Below are 15,885 nucleotides of genomic sequence, written 5' to 3'. Positions count from 1 at the left end.
CAGTTCGGTCCCTATCCGGCGCGGGCGTAGGATATTTGAGAGGAGCTGCCCTTAGTACGAGAGGACCGGGGTGGACTGGCCTCTGGTGTATCTGTTGAACTATCAAGTTCATGGCAGAGTAGCCAAGCCGGGACGGGATAAACGCTGAAGGCATCTAAGCGTGAAGCCCCCCTCAAGATGAGATATCCCATACGCAAGTAGTAAGACCCCTTGAAGACGACGAGGTAGATAGGGCAGAGGTGGAAGCGTAGTAATACGTGAAGCTGACTGTTACTAATCGGTCGAGGGCTTAACCAAAAAGTTATGGTTAAGGATAGGTAAGAGGAAGTTATTTCCTGAAGGATGAAAGATAGAGAGTAGAAGAAATTCAGTGTGCAGTTTTGAAGGTATATACCTTTTGGCCCGGTGGCTCAGCTGGTTAGAGCGCCGCCCTGTCACGGCGGAGGTCGTGGGTTCGAACCCCATCCGGGTCGTTTAGATACGACTATTTCAATTCTTTGAAAAATGAATATGGACTGGTGCAGTATCGTAGATGGGGTCTTAGCTCAGCTGGGAGAGCATCTGCCTTACAAGCAGAGGGTCACAGGTTCGAGCCCTGTAGGCCCCATTGTTACCAATGTTTTATGCCGATGTGGCTCAATTGGCAGAGCAGCTGATTTGTAATCAGCAGGTTATCGGTTCGAGTCCGATCATCGGCTTTTTAAAATGGATGGGTTCCCGAGTGGCCAAAGGGGGCAGACTGTAAATCTGTTGCGTCTCGCTTCGGTGGTTCGAATCCACCTCCATCCATTATTATTTTTACAATAATGGTTGTATTTTTCCAGAAATTGTATATAATAATAGAGTAAGAATTAGCGCGGGGTGGAGCAGTCTGGAAGCTCGTCGGGCTCATAACCCGAAGGTCGCAGGTTCAAATCCTGCCCCCGCAATTTTTTTATGCAATGAGAAGTGCACAGATAAAAATATAGAAGTTAAAAACATGCTTGCATGTTTTTTAACAGATATATTTTTAGATGTATACGGCGAATGCCGTAAGCGAAAGACCGCAGGTCTTGAGCTGAGCACTTCGGACTAAAAAAGCGACAAGCAAACTTTTAATCCGCATAAAATCAAATAACCATTACGCCCAGATAGCTCAGTTGGTAGAGCAGAGGACTGAAAATCCTCGTGTCACTGGTTCGATTCCGGTTCTGGGCATATGGGGTATTAGCTCAGTCGGTAGAGCACTTGACTTTTAATCAAGTTGTCCGGGGTTCGAATCCCCGATGCCTCATGAAGATGAGAAGCCGTCACACTGGAGACAGTGTGGCGGTTTTTTTGTAATAGGAAATTCCTTGGAATTCCCTATTACAAAAAAAGGCACTAACGTGCCAATGATGCGCACTCGCGCGAAGAAGAAATAGGAAACTTCGTTTAACATTCATGTTAAGTAAAAAAGCCATTCAGACAGGAGTCTTTCTTGAATATATAATTTCTTGTTTTCGGATATGGCAACTGTTATAATTGATTGAAAACAGAAGCAAATAGAAAACCAAAATGGAAGTAGGAATAGAACTAGGCAAATGCAGAAATTTTAAAATGGAGAAGAAAAATGGAGCCAAACAAGATGAAACAGAAACGCCGGAAATATTTATATGCAGCGGCGCTTGGCATGACGTTCCTTTTGAACTTGAGCGGATGCAGCCGCCGGTTCACGAACTATCCGGAGACAGCCGGAACGGTAGCAATCGTGGACAGTACAGAGCGGGAGACTGTCCGAGATGAAAATGGAGAAAATCCAGATCAGCCGATTGATTTAGATAACCTGGGGGAACAGCAGTCGGCGGCAGAAATGGAAGCATTAGCTGCGGCGGAGGCGGCGGAGCCGGGCGTGGAGGAGCCGTATCTGGACGGGGGAGAGCTTCGGCTTTTAGCGTGTGCGGATATCTGGCAGAACCTCTCCTGCGTTATGAAGACGAAGGAAGGCGCGGTGATCGTGGTAGACGGCGGTCGTGATGTCGATGCACCGCATTTGATTGAGGTTATTCAGGAGTTGGGCGGTCATGTGGATGCATGGCTTTTAACCCATCCGCACAGCGATCATGTGGGGGCGATCACGGAGATTTTAAACATGGATCCGATGCCGATCTCGATCGGTAAGGTGTACTATTCATTTCTGAATAAAGAATTTTTAGGTCAGGAGCAGGTTTCAAGACGGGATTCAGATTTGGAGTGTTATGATCGGATCACGGAAGCGATTGCGAAACTGCCGGAAGCAGAAAAATGCGGGACGCTTACGAAAGGGCAGAAGATTTCATTGGCGGGCGCGGAGATCACAGTGATGAACGAGCCATTTGCCTGCACGGAAAATAGTTTTAATAACAGCTCGGTCGCGTACCGCGTGGAGATGGGCGGAAAACGGATCCTGTTTTTGGGTGATATGGGCTGGCAGGCAGGGGAAGATTTTCTTGCCAATCATACGCAGGAGGAACTGAAATCGGATGTGCTACAGATGGCGCACCATGGGCAGAGAGGCGTAGAAGAGGAGCTCTATCAGGAGATTTCACCGGAGGTCTGCTTATGGCCGACGCCGGACTGGCTCTGGGATAATGTGCAGGATGGCGTCGCGGGCGCTGGTTCGTATAAGACGCCGATTGTCCGTGGATGGATGGTAACATTAGGTGTGAAGAAAAATCTTTGTGTCAAGGATGGCGATCAGATACTGCGGTAGTTTTTTATAAAAGATTAAAATAAAATTTTAAAAAGTTGTTTTCAGGGAAATGAAATGCTTTTGGGATGCGGTGCAGCGGATAGAAATAAGACATGAACGAAAAAAGAGAGAAACAGAAGGAAGAAGAAAAAGTGAATAAAGACAGGAAAATGTGGTCGGAAACAATCATCCTACGTCCGGAAGTGCCGCTTTTAGAACGTTTATCCACCTATGCGGCGTCGGATGCCTACCCGTTCCACATGCCGGGTCACAAACGCCAGGTGAAAATGGGGATAACTTCCGTCCCGAATCCATTTTCGGTGGATATCACGGAGATTGATGGATTTGACAACCTGCATCATGCGGAAGATATTTTGAAAGAGTCGATGAATTCGGCGGCTGCGGTGTACGGAGCAGACCGGAGCTGGTATCTGGTGAATGGCAGTACGTGCGGGATTCTGGCGGCGATCGCGGCGGCGGTGAAGCCGGGGGAAAAAATCCTCATGGCTCGAAATTCCCACAAATCGGCGTATCACGCGGTGGTTTTAAACCAGCTGGAACCGGTATATTTATATCCGGAGGAGGTGCCGGAGTTTCAGATTCCGGGAGGGATCGAGCCAGAGCAGGTGGAACGAGCACTTTTGGAGCATCCGGAGATCCGGGCGGTGTTTGTGACTTCCCCGACCTATGAGGGGATCGTGTCGGATATTCAGGGGATTGCAGCGACGGCGCACCGGCATGGAGCGGCGCTGATTGTGGATGAGGCGCACGGCGCGCATCTGCCGTTTGGGGATGGGAACTATTTCCCGGATGGGGCGTTACAGGAGGAGGCGGACCTGGTGATCCAGAGTCTTCACAAGACGCTTCCATCCCTGACACAGACGGCGATTCTGCATCTGAAAAGCCAGATTCTGGATGCGAAGAAGGTGGAACAGTATTTATCGGTTTACCAGAGTTCCAGCCCGTCGTATATTCTGATTGCGTCGATGGAGAACTGCGTCCGGTATATGGCAGAAAAAGGAGCCGGGGAGATGGCGCGGTATGGTGCCCGATTGCGGGAACTCCGGGAAAAATTGGCGAAGCTAAAACATTTCCGGCTTCTGAAAGAGGAAATCTGTGGTGCGGCAGGTGTATATGGATATGATCCGTCAAAACTGGTGCTATTTCCAGATTTTATGACGGGAACCAGACTGGCAGAGGTTTTGCGGACAGAGTACCATCTGGAGGCGGAGATGTCGAGCGGGCGGTATGTGCTTCTGATGACTTCGTTTATGGATACGGAGGAAGGATTTTCGCGTCTGGAGCGGGCACTTTTGGAGCTGGATGCGCGGGTGGAAAAGCTGGAGGCGGAAAGTGTTGGCCTGAAAGATGCAAAACAAGGCAGGCAGGAACCGTTTTCGGGAGCACAATTGAATCAGAAACCGAACCAAGAAAATGATTCAGAAAACTATCCGCAGCAGATGTGTCTCCCCTGGCAGGCATGGCATGGGGATAGCATGCTGGTGCCGCTTGAGGAGGCGGAAGGAAGGGCGGCGCGGGCCTGCGTTACCATTTATCCGCCGGGGGTGCCGATGCTGATGCCGGGAGAGCGGATTGGAACAAGGGAGATCGCGCGGATCCGTGAGGATTGGAAGCTGGGACTTACGGTGGAAGGAATTTGTGAAAAATCAGACAAATTGAATTTGTGGATAGAGGTTGTTATTTAGCAGGTTCGCACATTTGCCATAAGAAACAGAGAAAAATCGGATTTATATATACGATGGAATGCGTGTGAAAATACTGGCTGGAAAGGCATAATAGGAAGATGGGACATATATTTTACGTGATGGGAAAGAGCGCGTCCGGGAAGGACACGATCTATAAGATATTGAGAGAGCGGCTGCCGCAGATCCGGACGGTGGTGCCGTATACGACCAGACCGATCCGGGCAGGCGAGCGGGACGGTGTGGAGTATTATTTTGTGACCGGAAAAAGGCTTGCGGATTTGGAGAAACAGGGAAAGATCATTGAAAAGAGAACCTACCAGACTATTTATGGACCGTGGAGTTATGCAACGGTGGACGATGGGCAGATCGATCTGGGATCGCATGATTATTTCATGATCGGGACGCTGGAATCGTATGAGGGGACGCGGAATTATTTCGGCGCGGATGTGCTGGTGCCGCTTTACATTGAGGTGGAGGACGGTGAACGCCTTCAGCGTGCGCTTGACCGGGAACGGCAGCAGACAGAGCCAAAGTATGCGGAGCTGTGCCGCCGTTTCCTGGCGGATGAGGCAGATTTCAGTGCCGAAAATATGGAAAAATGTGGGATCCGGGCGGAAAACCGGTTTGAAAACCGCGAGCTGGAAGCGTGTGTGGATACGTTGGTAAGGGAAATTCGGGCTCACGGATTGGCACTTTTGGAACCGAAAGTGCCGTAAGAAAACGTGGTGGCAGCAGGAATTTGCCGTATTAAAATGCGAAGCCACGGCAAATTCCGTTACTGGGCACGTATGCGTGAACAGTAACAAATTCGGAATTTCATCGCACTAGGCAGAGGGTAAATCTTGTGTTATACTAAGATGATAGAGATTTACAAATAATAAAAGAAGGGCATGATAGAAGGGATCCCAACCGATCCATACGATTGAAACGATTTTAGAATTAAAATCCAAAGTCCAGCCCTGAAAGGAGCATCAAGATGGCAGGTTTTTACGATATTATTGGACATGAGAAGATAAAAGAGCACCTTCAGAAGGCGATCGGGTATCAGAGAGTTTCACATGCCTACATATTGTCGGGCGAGGAAGGAATGGGACGCAAGACGATCGCGAAGGCATTTGCCATGACGCTTTTGTGCGAGAAACATGGGACGGAGCCGTGCATGGAATGCCATTCCTGTAAGCAGTTTTTGTCGGGCAATCATCCGGATGTGATCTGGGTGACACATGAGAAACCTGCGAGCATTGGTGTCGATGATGTCCGGATTCAGATCAATGATACGGTTTCGATCCGCCCGTACAGCAGTCCATATAAGATATATCTGGTCGATGAGGCGGAGAAAATGACGGTGCAGGCGCAGAACGCTCTTTTAAAGACGATTGAGGAGCCGCCGGCCTATGCGGTGCTGGTGCTTATCACGACGAACCCGGAGGTATTTCTGCCAACGATCCTGTCCCGCTGTATCCAGTTGAAACTTCGTCCGCTCAAGGATTCGGTGGTAAGCGATTACCTGACGGAGAAAATGGGCGTTTCGGATGGTCAGGCGGATATTTATGCGGCGTTTGCGAGAGGAAATTTAGGAAAAGCGATTCATCTCGCCTCTTCGGAGGAGTTTGCACTTTTGTACCGAGAGGTGCTGACGCTGCTTAAAAATATCAAGGACATGGATATTCCGATGCTTCTGGATTATATCCGCAAGCTGCAGGAGGATAATCTGGATCTGTATGAGTGCCTGGATTTCATGCAGCTCTGGTACAGGGATATTCTGATGTTTAAGGTCACAAAGGACATGAATTCGCTGATCTTTAAGGATGAGTATTCGGCGGTCAGCAGTTGCTGCCAGAAGAGTTCCTATGAGGGGCTGGAAGAGATATTGAGTGCGATTGAAAAGGCAAAAGTCCGGCTGAATGCTAACGTCAACACCGATTTGGCGCTGGAGCTGATGCTTTTGACGATGAAGGAGAATTAAATTTATGATAAAGGTAATCGGAGTCCGGTTCCGCAAGGCCGGAAAGGTATATTACTTCGATCCGGCGCAGATGGAAATCAAGATGGGCGATCATGTGATCGTGGAGACCGCCCGCGGAATCGAGTTCGGAGAGGTAGTTCTTGGCGTCCGCGAGGTGGATGAGAAGAAGGTAATCCAGCCGCTGAAATCGGTCATTCGTATGGCGACGAAGAATGACGAGGAGCTGGAACGGAAGAATAAAGAAAAAGAGCATGAGGCATTCCAGATCTGTCAGGAAAAGATCCGCAAGCATGAATTGCAGATGAAGCTGATCGATGCAGAATACACCTTTGATAACAATAAACTGCTGTTTTATTTTACGGCGGATGGAAGAATCGATTTCCGTGAGCTTGTCAAGGATCTGGCGGCGGTCTTTAAGACGCGGATCGAGCTGCGCCAGATTGGCGTCCGGGATGAGACGAAGATTTTGGGTGGCGTCGGTATCTGTGGTCGTCCGCTCTGTTGTCATTCATATTTATCGGAGTTTATTCCGGTTTCAATTAAGATGGCAAAAGAGCAGAACCTGTCCTTAAATCCGACGAAGATTTCGGGTGTGTGCGGTCGTCTGATGTGCTGCCTGAAATACGAGGAAGAGACGTATGAGGATCTGAACAGCCATCTGCCGAGTGTCGGCGATTACGTCACAACGGATGACGGGCTGAAAGGCGAGGTTCACAGCGTCAGCGTCCTGCGCCAGCAGGTAAAGGTGGTTGTGACGGTAGGACGGGATGAGAAGGAGATCCGTGATTACCGTGTGGATCAGCTCAAGTTTAAGCCGAAGCGCCGCCGTGACAGGGGAAATGTCAACGATGCGGAGCTGAAAGCGCTGGAGGCACTGGAGAAAAAGGAAGGAAAGTCGAAGCTGGATGATAATTAAAGAGGGCGAGCGGATCGATGAACTGCAGCGGAACGGATACCGGATCATCCAGAAGACGAACGGGTTCTGTTTTGGCATGGACGCGGTGCTTTTGTCCGGGTTTGCATCGGTGAAGCCGGGCGAGAAAGCGCTTGATCTGGGAACGGGAACCGGTATTATCCCGATTCTTCTGGAGGCAAAGACGGAAGGAAGCCATTTTACAGGTCTGGAGATCCAGGCGGAGATGGCGGAGATGGCATCCCGGAGTGTGGCGCTCAACAGGCTGGAAGAGAAGGTTTCGATCGTGCAGGGCGATATCAAGGAGGTTCCGACGCTGTTTGAGAAGGCATCCTTTGATGTGGTAACGACGAACCCGCCGTACATGAACGACAGCCACGGGCTGAAAAATCCCGATCTTCCCAAGGCGATTGCCCGCCATGAGGTTCTCTGCAATCTGGAGGATGTCGTGCGCGCGGCGGCTTCGGCACTTCGTCCCGGCGGACGACTCTATATGGTGCACCGTCCGAGACGGCTCATTGAGATTCTGATGGCGATGAAAAGTCAGAAATTGGAGCCGAAGCGGATGAAATTTGTCCATCCGTTTGCAGATAAAGAGGCAAATATGGTTCTCATCGAGGCGGTGCGCGGCGGCGGCGCGCTGATGACAGTGGAAAAGCCGATCATTGTGTACAAAGAGCCAGGCGTGTATACGGATGAGATTTATGATATTTACGGGTATTAATGGAATAGGAGAACGATGGAAGGAACATTATATTTGTGTGCCACGCCGATCGGCAACCTGGATGACATTACATTCCGGGTGCTGGAGACGTTAAAGCAGGTGGATCTGATTGCGGCGGAGGACACGCGGCACAGTATTAAGCTTCTGAATCATTTTGATATTCATACACCGATGACGAGCTACCATGAGTACAATAAGGTCGAGAAGGCGCGTGTGCTGGTGGAGAAGCTGAAATCGGGCATGAATATTGCCTGCATCACGGACGCCGGGACGCCGGGTATTTCGGATCCGGGCGAGGAGCTGGTGCGCCAGTGCTGCGAGGCGGGAATTAAAGTAACCGCGCTTCCGGGAGCGGTGGCGTGTGTTACGGCGCTGATTATTTCGGGACTTCCGACGAGACGGTTCTGTTTTGAGGCATTTCTTCCGACGGACAAGAAGGAGCACCAGCGGGTGCTTGCAGAGCTTCAGAATGAGACGCGCACGATTGTGCTTTACGAGGCGCCGCACCACCTTCTGCGGACGCTCACGGAGCTTTACGAGGCGCTGGGGGATAGAAAGGCGTCCATCTGCCGGGAGCTGACGAAGAAATACGAGACGGCGTTCCGAACGACGCTTTCGCAGGCGGTGGCGTATTATACGGAAAATGAGCCGAAGGGCGAGTGCGTGATCGTCATCGAGGGCAAATCCGTCCAGGAGATCGAGGCGGAGGATCAGGCGCGCTGGCAGCAGATGTCCCTGGAAGAGCATATGGAACATTATGAATCACAGGGAAACAGCCGCAAGGAAGCGATGAAGCTGGTGGCGAAGGACCGCGGGGTTTCGAAGCGGGATGTGTACCAGGCGCTGCTGGAGGCGGAAGAGGCGTAGACACAAACGGAAAGCTGAAAAATGGGTAAGTGGAGTGGCGTTGGTGGAATGCCGGGGCGCTCCGGTTTGTGCAGATAAAAGAAAAATAGAATAAGATTTGAGAAAAGAACAAACTGTACTGATTAAAATATTTAAAAGTGTATATTTTAATCAGTACAGTTTTTGCTATAATTCCTACTAAGTTGATGCGGAAATGAATGTAAAAATACAGAATGTCAGTGAATTGTTTTTCGCAAGGCAGAATAGAAAGGCAGAAGAGGCGCTTGCCTGTGAATGATTCAGTGGATTCGGGTATTGATTGCAAGGATCGTAAGGACGCTTGGCTTACAAAGAAAAATCATATTCAACCACGGGAGGAATAAAAATGGCAGAGAATCGTTATGAACTGAATAAACAGCTGGCACAGATGTTAAAGGGCGGCGTTATCATGGATGTCACAACCCCGGAGCAGGCGAAGATCGCGGAGGCGGCAGGCGCGTGTGCGGTTATGGCGCTGGAGCGGATTCCGGCGGATATCCGGGCAGCGGGCGGTGTGTCCCGTATGAGTGACCCGAAGATGATTCGCGGCATTCAGGAGGCAGTTTCGATTCCGGTTATGGCGAAGTGCCGGATCGGTCATTTTGTGGAGGCGCAGATTCTGGAAGCGATCGAGATTGATTATATCGATGAGAGCGAGGTATTATCTCCGGCGGATGATGTGTACCATATTGACAAGACACAGTTCAAGGTTCCGTTTGTCTGCGGTGCGAGAGACCTGGGAGAGGCGCTGCGCCGGATCGAGGAAGGTGCTTCGATGATCCGTACCAAGGGCGAGCCGGGAACGGGCGATGTCGTACAGGCAGTCCGCCATATGCGTGCGATGAATTCGGAGATCCGCCGGGTTCAGAATCTGCGTGAGGATGAGCTTTACGAGGCAGCAAAACAGTTAAAAGTTCCGGTTCATCTGCTCCGCTATGTACATGACAATGGACGTCTCCCGGTTGTCAATTTCGCGGCAGGCGGCGTGGCTACCCCGGCGGATGCGGCTCTGATGATGCAGCTGGGCGCAGAGGGAGTCTTTGTTGGATCTGGTATCTTCAAGTCAGGCAATCCGGAGAAACGTGCGTCGGCGATCGTGCAGGCAGTAACGAATTACAAGGATGCAAAATTACTTGCTGCGATTTCTGAGGATCTGGGCGAGGCGATGGTTGGTATCAATGAGAATGAGATTGCGATTTTGATGGCAGAGCGGGGACAGTAAGATGGAGAAAAAACAGATAGGCGTGCTGGCGGTGCAGGGCGCGTTTGCCGAACACATTGCCATGGTACGGAGACTGGGCGCAGAGGCGTTTGAGATCCGGCAGCTTCCGGATCTGGAGCGGCCGATGGACGGACTGATTCTGCCGGGCGGCGAGAGTACCGCGATGCGTAAGCTCCTGGATGAGCTGGGGCTTTATGAGCCGCTTCGGGCAAAGATTGCGGCAGGGCTTCCGGTGTATGGAACGTGCGCGGGGCTTTTGCTTCTGGCCAAGGAGATCGAGGGCGGAACGCCGTGCTTTGCGACGATGGATGTGTCGGCGGTGCGGAATGCCTACGGGCGTCAGCTCGGAAGTTTTTACACGGAGGCTGAATTTGCCGGTCTGGGGACGATTCCGATGACTTTTATCCGCGCGCCGTACATCGCTTCGGTTCAGAAAAATGTTAAGGTGCTGGCGACAGTGGACGAAAAGATAGTCGCAGCCAGACAGGGAAACCAGTTTGCGACGGCATTTCATCCGGAATTGAATGAGGATGTGACGGTGCACCGGTATTTTCTAGAAGAAGTCTGCAAAGGAAATTAAGAGTGTAATTTGGTAGAAATTAGCGTGTGGTTGATGAAAAGTGAAACCTATTGGTAAGGGGAGCGAGAACTGCAGCCATTTAAAGCGGTCAGAATGTATGATATATTTCTGAAATGTGGGAAGATGTCATTGATTCTGACCGTTTTTTTATCTCAGTCGAGAAGACTCCCACCTCTTCAGGTGGTGAGTAATAGCAAATTTGTCTCAGTGGGAGTCCATTCTCCGACTGAGATAAACGCTCCGCGAGGATGCGCAGTGATTCTGTAAAGAATATGTCAGCTTCGCTGACCAGAATCACGCGCCAAGTCTCACGGACGTTCGACTTGAATTGTTTGGAAGGTGCGTTTTGTGAAAAAACAAAAAATGTACCTTGATAGGCTTTTGCGCTGAGGAAGGAAAACGCCCGGGAAAATGGCGGACTGCATGGAATTCCTATTGACAAAGTAGGAATTTCGCATTACAATCACTGATAAACCAATTAAAACAATATGAAATAAGAAAATTATATAAAAAACGAATTTGCTGATATAGCAAATAGACACAGGAGGATGACATCGTGGCTTATCAGATAGAGACAACTTGTATTTGCGGAGATCCGGAAACTTCTAAAAACCATTCTTTTGGCGCTGTTTCAGTGCCGATTTACCAGACGGCGACTTTTGCCCACCCGGGTATTGGGGAATCAACCGGTCATAATTATACGCGTGAGAGCAACCCGACCAGAGACGAGCTGGAAAAGACTGTTTCGGCGCTGGAAGGAGCGGTTGATACCGTTGCCTGCACATCCGGTATGGCGGCGATCTCGCTGATGATGGAGCTGTTTGACAGTGGCAGCCATTTTGTATGTACCGAGGATCTGTATGGCGGTTCCGTCCGTATTTTTGAGGCACTGGAAAAGAAGCGCGGTTTTTCATTTTCCTATATAAATACAGCCGATGTGGAGGCGGTTGAGAAGGCGATCACGGATCAGACGAAGGCACTCTACATCGAGACACCGAGCAACCCGACGATGCAGGTGACCGATCTGGCGGAAATGAGCCGTCTGGCGACGAAGCACGGACTGCTTCTGATCGTGGACAATACCTTCCTGTCCCCGTATCTGCAGAATCCGATCGCGCAGGGCGCGGATCTGGTTGTCCACAGCGGCACGAAGTTTTTAGGTGGTCACAATGATACGCTGGCTGGATTTTTATGTACGCCGATCAAGGCGCTGGCAGAGCAGATCCGGTATCTGTTCAAGACGATCGGAAGCGGACTTTCTCCGTTTGATTCTTTCTTAGTCCTGCGCGGCATCAAGACTCTGTCAGTGCGTGTGGAACGGCAGCAGGAGAATGCGATGAAGATCGCGAGCTGGCTGAAAGAGCAGAAAAAAGTAACGGATGTCTACTATGTAGGACTTCCGGAGCATCCGGGTTATGAGATCAACCAAAAACAGAGCCGCGGCGCGGGCAGCATGATTTCGTTCCGCACTGATACGGAGGAGACGGCGAGAAAGGTGCTGGAGCGCGTGAAGCTTATTTCCTATGCGGAGAGTCTGGGCGGCGTGGAGTCCCTGATTACCTATCCGATGCTGCAGACACATGGCGATGTGCCGGTTGAGATCCGGGAACGTCTTGGAATTACAGAGACATTTTTACGTCTGTCTGTCGGTATTGAAAATGTGGATGATCTGATTGCGGATCTGGAGCAGGCGTTAGCGTAAAAAGAGGGTAACTGTTCAGTAGGTCTGCGCATTTATTGCGCTGACCGTACGAAAACATGGGCCAGCAGGCAAAAATCCCATTGCCGTAGGCAATTTTTAATGGATTTTTGCGCGTGACTGTGAAGGTACTGAACAGTTACAAAAGAGGATAGATATTTGGTATCGGTTTTGCATGGGCAGTGGGATATGGGCATGGATGACAGGATGCCAGAGTGAAAACCGTTCATTGACAGGAACGATGGATTGGGAGGAAAATGCATGAAATACGATTTTGACAAAGTGGTGGACCGGCATGGTACCAACTGTTTAAAATATGATTTTGCCATCGAGCGAGGAAAACCAGCGGATATTTTACCGCTTTGGGTGGCTGATATGGATTTTCAGACGGCTCCGGCGATTTTAGAGCGGCTGGAAGAGACAGTAAAACATGGTATTTTCGGCTACAGTGATGGAAAAGAGGGCTATTTTGCGGCAGTCCAGAACTGGTACCGGGAGCGCTTTGGCTGGGAGACGAAACCGGAGTGGCTGGTGAAGACACCGGGCGTTGTATTCGCGCTGGCGGCGGCTGTCCGGGCGTATACAAAGGAAGGTGACGGCGTACTGCTTCAGCAGCCGGTGTACTATCCGTTTTCGGAAGTAATTACGGACAATGGGCGTAAGGTTGTCAACAGCCCGCTGAAAATCACGGATGGCTATTACACGATGGATTTTGACGACCTGGAAACGAAGATCGTCGAAAATAAGGTAAAATTGTTCCTGCTTTGCAGTCCGCACAACCCGGTCGGACGTGTCTGGAGCGAGGAAGAACTGCGCCGGGTTGGCGAGATTTGCCTGCGTCACGGTGTGCTCGTGGTCAGCGATGAGATCCACAGTGATTTTACCCGAGAGGGACATCCGCACACAGTATTTGCGAAGCTGGGTGCAGAGTTTGAGCAGAACTGCCTGATCTGCACGGCACCATCCAAGACGTTCAATCTGGCGGGACTGCAGATTTCCAATATCTTTGTGCCGAACCCAGAGCTTCGGAAGAAACTCTTAAAGGAGATCGCGGCGGCAGGCTACAGCCAGGTCGGTCTGATGGGACTGGTAGCATGCCAGGCGGCGTATGAAGAGGGAGCGGAGTGGCTTGCACAGCTAAAAGCGTATCTGGAGGAGAACCGGAAGTTTGTGAAGGCGTATCTGGAAGAGCATCTGCCGGAAATCCGTCTGATCGAGCCGGAGGGAACCTACCTTCTGTGGCTGGATTTTAAGGCGCTTCATTTGAATGAAAAAGAGCTGGAACATCTGATCGTGGACAAGGCACATCTGTGGCTGGACAGCGGCGCGATGTTCGGACCGGACGGCGAGGGCTTCGAGCGGATCAATATCGCATGCCCGCGGGCGACGGTGGAGAAAGCGCTGAAGCAGCTGGAAGCGGCGATCCGCGGATAAAATTGATTGGGGCACGAATCAGAACCCGTATAAATAAAACCTGCCGCAGGCAGACTGTATCCCCCATATAAACAGTCTGTCTGCGGCAGGTTTTTTGACTTCATAGGAACATTATTTTATGAGAACCGGAACACCGCAGTTCCATACGCCGGAAGCGGGTACGCGAAGGAGTATGGCTGTCCGTCACATTCGCTCTTGATGGAGCGGTAATGGCTGATCTTATCGCCGCGCTTGTAGTAGCCGTGTTCCTGGTCAAGCAGCAGCGTGTAGGTGCCGCGTTTCGGAACACCGACGCGGTAATCGTCGCGGTCTACCGGGGTGAAGTTGCAGATGAAGAGAAGATTCTTTTTCTGTGTTTCATCGCGGCGGATAAAGCTGAAAATACTGCGGTCTCCGTCGTTGGCGTTGATCCACTGGAAGCCGTCATACTCCTCGTCCAGGCGGTAGAGCGCCGGATATTTGTGGTAGAGCGTCAAAAGTCCTTTCACATAATTCTGGAGGTCGGCATGGAACGGCTCTTTCGTAAGGTACCAGTCGAGGGAGACTTTTTCATCCCATTCATGGAACTGACCGAAATCCTGTCCCATGAAGAGAAGTTTCTTGCCCGGATGTCCGAGCATGAAAGTGTAGCCGACTTTCAGGTTGGCAAATTTATCCTCGTATTCGCCCGGCATTTTGTTGATCATCGAGCATTTGAGGTGGACGACCTCGTCGTGCGAGAGCACCAGAATGAAGTTTTCGCTGGTGCAGTAGGTGATGCCGAAGGTCATTTTGTTGTGGTTAAATTTACGGAAATACGGGTCGAGCTTCATGTATTCGAGGAAGTCATGCATCCAGCCCATATTCCATTTGAAGGTAAATCCAAGACCGTCCTCCTCCGGGCTCTTGGTAACCTTCGGCCAGGCGGTGGATTCCTCGGCAATGATGATGGCGCCGTCCTTCCGGCCGCGGATCACGCTGTTTAAATGTTTGAAAAACTCGATGGCTTCGAGGTTTTTGTTGTCGCCATATTTATTTGGTACCCACTGTCCGTCCTGGCGCCCATAGTCTAAGTAAAGCATGGAAGCGACGGCGTCCACGCGCAGACCGTCGATGTGGTATTCATCGAGCCAGTAGAGCGCGTTGGCGATCAGAAAATTGGATACCTCGTTTTTGGCATAATCAAAGACCTTGGTACCCCAGTCCGGGTGCTCGCCTTTGCGCGGGTCGGCATACTCATAGAGCGCCTGTCCGTCGAAATCGGCAAGTCCATGTGCATCCTTCGGAAAATGCGCCGGAACCCAGTCTAGGATGACACCGATGCCTTTTTTATGTAAGTAATTGACGAAATACATAAATTCCGTCGGGGTTCCGTAGCGGGAGGTCGGGGCAAAATAGCCGGTTACCTGATATCCCCAGGAGCCGTCATACGGATGTTCGGCGATTCCCATGAGCTCTACATGGGTGTAGCCCATTTCCAGGACATAGTCAGCCAGCTCATGCGCGGCTTCCATGTAAGTGTAATAACCGTCCTTTTCCGGGCGGTTTTTCTTTTTCCAGGATCCTAAGTGAACCTCGTAGATAGAGATTGGCGCCTTGACCGGATCGGTGCCCGCGCGCGATTCCATCCATTTGGAATCGTTCCATTTGAAGCCGCGGATATCGGCGGTCACGGAAGCGGTTCCAGGACGGTATTCTGCCGAAAATGCATATGGATCTGCCTTAAATAAAATCGTTCCTGTGTGCGTGGTGATGGCGAATTTGTAGAGCTGTCCCACGCCAAGTCCCGGTACGAAGAGCTCGTAAATGCCGCTGTCTGCGACCGGCTTCATCGGGGTTGCATCCGGATTCCAGGCGTTGAAGTCGCCGACCAGGCTGACGGCGGCTGCGTGCGGCGCCCAGACCGCGAAATAGTAGCCGTCCTGTCCGCGATATGTATAAGGGTGTGCGCCCAGCTTGTGGTAGAGCTGGTAGTGGCGGCCTTCTCCGAAGAGATACCGGTCAAGCTCGCCGATCACGCCGAGTCCTTCTGTCTTTGGTTTTTTCGATGTGGTTCGTTTAGTAGTGGAAGCTGCTTTTTTCATAAGG

General features: G+C 50.9%; 12 protein-coding genes, 7 tRNA genes and 1 rRNA gene. 19 read left to right on the top strand and 1 reads right to left on the bottom strand.

Annotated features, from left to right (window positions below; genetic code table 11):
• The 19 genes from C7U56_RS14330 to C7U56_RS14240 all read left to right on the top strand — a co-directional run.
• A 23S ribosomal RNA gene (locus C7U56_RS14330) occupies positions 1-297 on the top strand; the annotation flags it as partial.
• 102 nt (positions 298-399) lie between these two features.
• A tRNA-Asp gene (locus tag C7U56_RS14325) sits at positions 400-473 on the top strand.
• A gap of 61 nt (positions 474-534) precedes the next feature.
• A tRNA-Val gene (locus tag C7U56_RS14320) sits at positions 535-607 on the top strand.
• An 18-nt stretch (positions 608-625) separates the two neighbouring features.
• Positions 626-698 (top strand) — tRNA-Thr (locus tag C7U56_RS14315).
• Between the two features lie 9 nt (positions 699-707).
• Positions 708-789: transfer RNA gene (locus C7U56_RS14310), tRNA-Tyr, on the top strand.
• A 66-nt stretch (positions 790-855) separates the two neighbouring features.
• Positions 856-929: transfer RNA gene (locus tag C7U56_RS14305), tRNA-Met, on the top strand.
• Between the two features lie 195 nt (positions 930-1,124).
• Positions 1,125-1,197, top strand: a tRNA-Phe gene (locus C7U56_RS14300).
• A gap of 3 nt (positions 1,198-1,200) precedes the next feature.
• A tRNA-Lys gene (locus C7U56_RS14295) sits at positions 1,201-1,273 on the top strand.
• Positions 1,274-1,591: 318 nt separating this feature from the next.
• Complete coding sequence (locus C7U56_RS14290; RefSeq protein ID WP_107001774.1) at positions 1,592-2,710, top strand: ComEC/Rec2 family competence protein; 1,119 nt, start codon at positions 1,592-1,594, stop codon at positions 2,708-2,710.
• A 92-nt stretch (positions 2,711-2,802) separates the two neighbouring features.
• Positions 2,803-4,395 carry an aminotransferase class I/II-fold pyridoxal phosphate-dependent enzyme gene (locus C7U56_RS14285; protein WP_233430287.1) on the top strand — a complete coding sequence of 531 codons (1,593 nt, stop codon included), beginning with the start codon at positions 2,803-2,805 and terminating at the stop codon, positions 4,393-4,395.
• Between the two features lie 98 nt (positions 4,396-4,493).
• Complete coding sequence (locus tag C7U56_RS14280; protein ID WP_107001773.1) at positions 4,494-5,111, top strand: nucleoside/nucleotide kinase family protein; 618 nt, start codon at positions 4,494-4,496, stop codon at positions 5,109-5,111.
• Between the two features lie 260 nt (positions 5,112-5,371).
• Positions 5,372-6,361, top strand: a complete 990-nt coding sequence (holB, locus tag C7U56_RS14275; protein ID WP_107001772.1) for a DNA polymerase III subunit delta' — start codon at positions 5,372-5,374, stop codon at positions 6,359-6,361.
• Positions 6,362-6,365: 4 nt separating this feature from the next.
• Positions 6,366-7,277 carry a PSP1 domain-containing protein gene (locus tag C7U56_RS14270; RefSeq protein WP_022360400.1) on the top strand — a complete coding sequence of 304 codons (912 nt, stop codon included), beginning with the start codon at positions 6,366-6,368 and terminating at the stop codon, positions 7,275-7,277.
• A complete protein-coding gene (locus C7U56_RS14265) occupies positions 7,267-7,998 on the top strand; it encodes a tRNA1(Val) (adenine(37)-N6)-methyltransferase (protein WP_107001771.1) in 732 nt (243 codons plus the stop codon). The genes C7U56_RS14270 and C7U56_RS14265 overlap by 11 nt, the downstream gene beginning before the upstream one ends.
• Positions 7,999-8,013: 15 nt before the next feature.
• Complete coding sequence (gene rsmI / locus C7U56_RS14260; RefSeq protein WP_107001770.1) at positions 8,014-8,865, top strand: 16S rRNA (cytidine(1402)-2'-O)-methyltransferase; 852 nt, start codon at positions 8,014-8,016, stop codon at positions 8,863-8,865.
• Between the two features lie 364 nt (positions 8,866-9,229).
• Positions 9,230-10,105 (top strand): pyridoxal 5'-phosphate synthase lyase subunit PdxS, encoded by an 876-nt coding sequence (pdxS, locus tag C7U56_RS14255; protein WP_107001769.1) that lies wholly within the window; start codon positions 9,230-9,232, stop codon positions 10,103-10,105.
• A gap of 1 nt (position 10,106) precedes the next feature.
• A complete protein-coding gene (pdxT, locus tag C7U56_RS14250) occupies positions 10,107-10,685 on the top strand; it encodes a pyridoxal 5'-phosphate synthase glutaminase subunit PdxT (RefSeq protein WP_107001768.1) in 579 nt (192 codons plus the stop codon).
• A gap of 556 nt (positions 10,686-11,241) precedes the next feature.
• Positions 11,242-12,387, top strand: a complete 1,146-nt coding sequence (locus C7U56_RS14245; RefSeq protein ID WP_022360405.1) for a trans-sulfuration enzyme family protein — start codon at positions 11,242-11,244, stop codon at positions 12,385-12,387.
• A 258-nt stretch (positions 12,388-12,645) separates the two neighbouring features.
• On the top strand, positions 12,646-13,818 hold the full coding sequence (locus C7U56_RS14240; RefSeq protein WP_107001767.1) for a MalY/PatB family protein: 1,173 nt from the start codon (positions 12,646-12,648) through the stop codon (positions 13,816-13,818).
• A 116-nt stretch (positions 13,819-13,934) separates the two neighbouring features.
• Here the strand turns inward: C7U56_RS14240 and glgB are convergent, their stop codons facing one another.
• Positions 13,935-15,881, bottom strand: coding sequence for a 1,4-alpha-glucan branching protein GlgB (gene glgB / locus C7U56_RS14235; protein WP_107001766.1), 1,947 nt, complete (start codon positions 15,879-15,881; stop codon positions 13,935-13,937).
• Positions 15,882-15,885: the final 4 nt, after the last annotated feature.

The sequence above is a fragment of the Clostridium fessum genome (assembly GCF_003024715.1).
Classification (GTDB): domain Bacteria; phylum Bacillota; class Clostridia; order Lachnospirales; family Lachnospiraceae; genus Otoolea; species Otoolea fessa.
The sequence above is the reverse complement of the archived record's forward strand: the minus strand, read 5'-3'. Positions and strand labels throughout refer to the sequence as shown.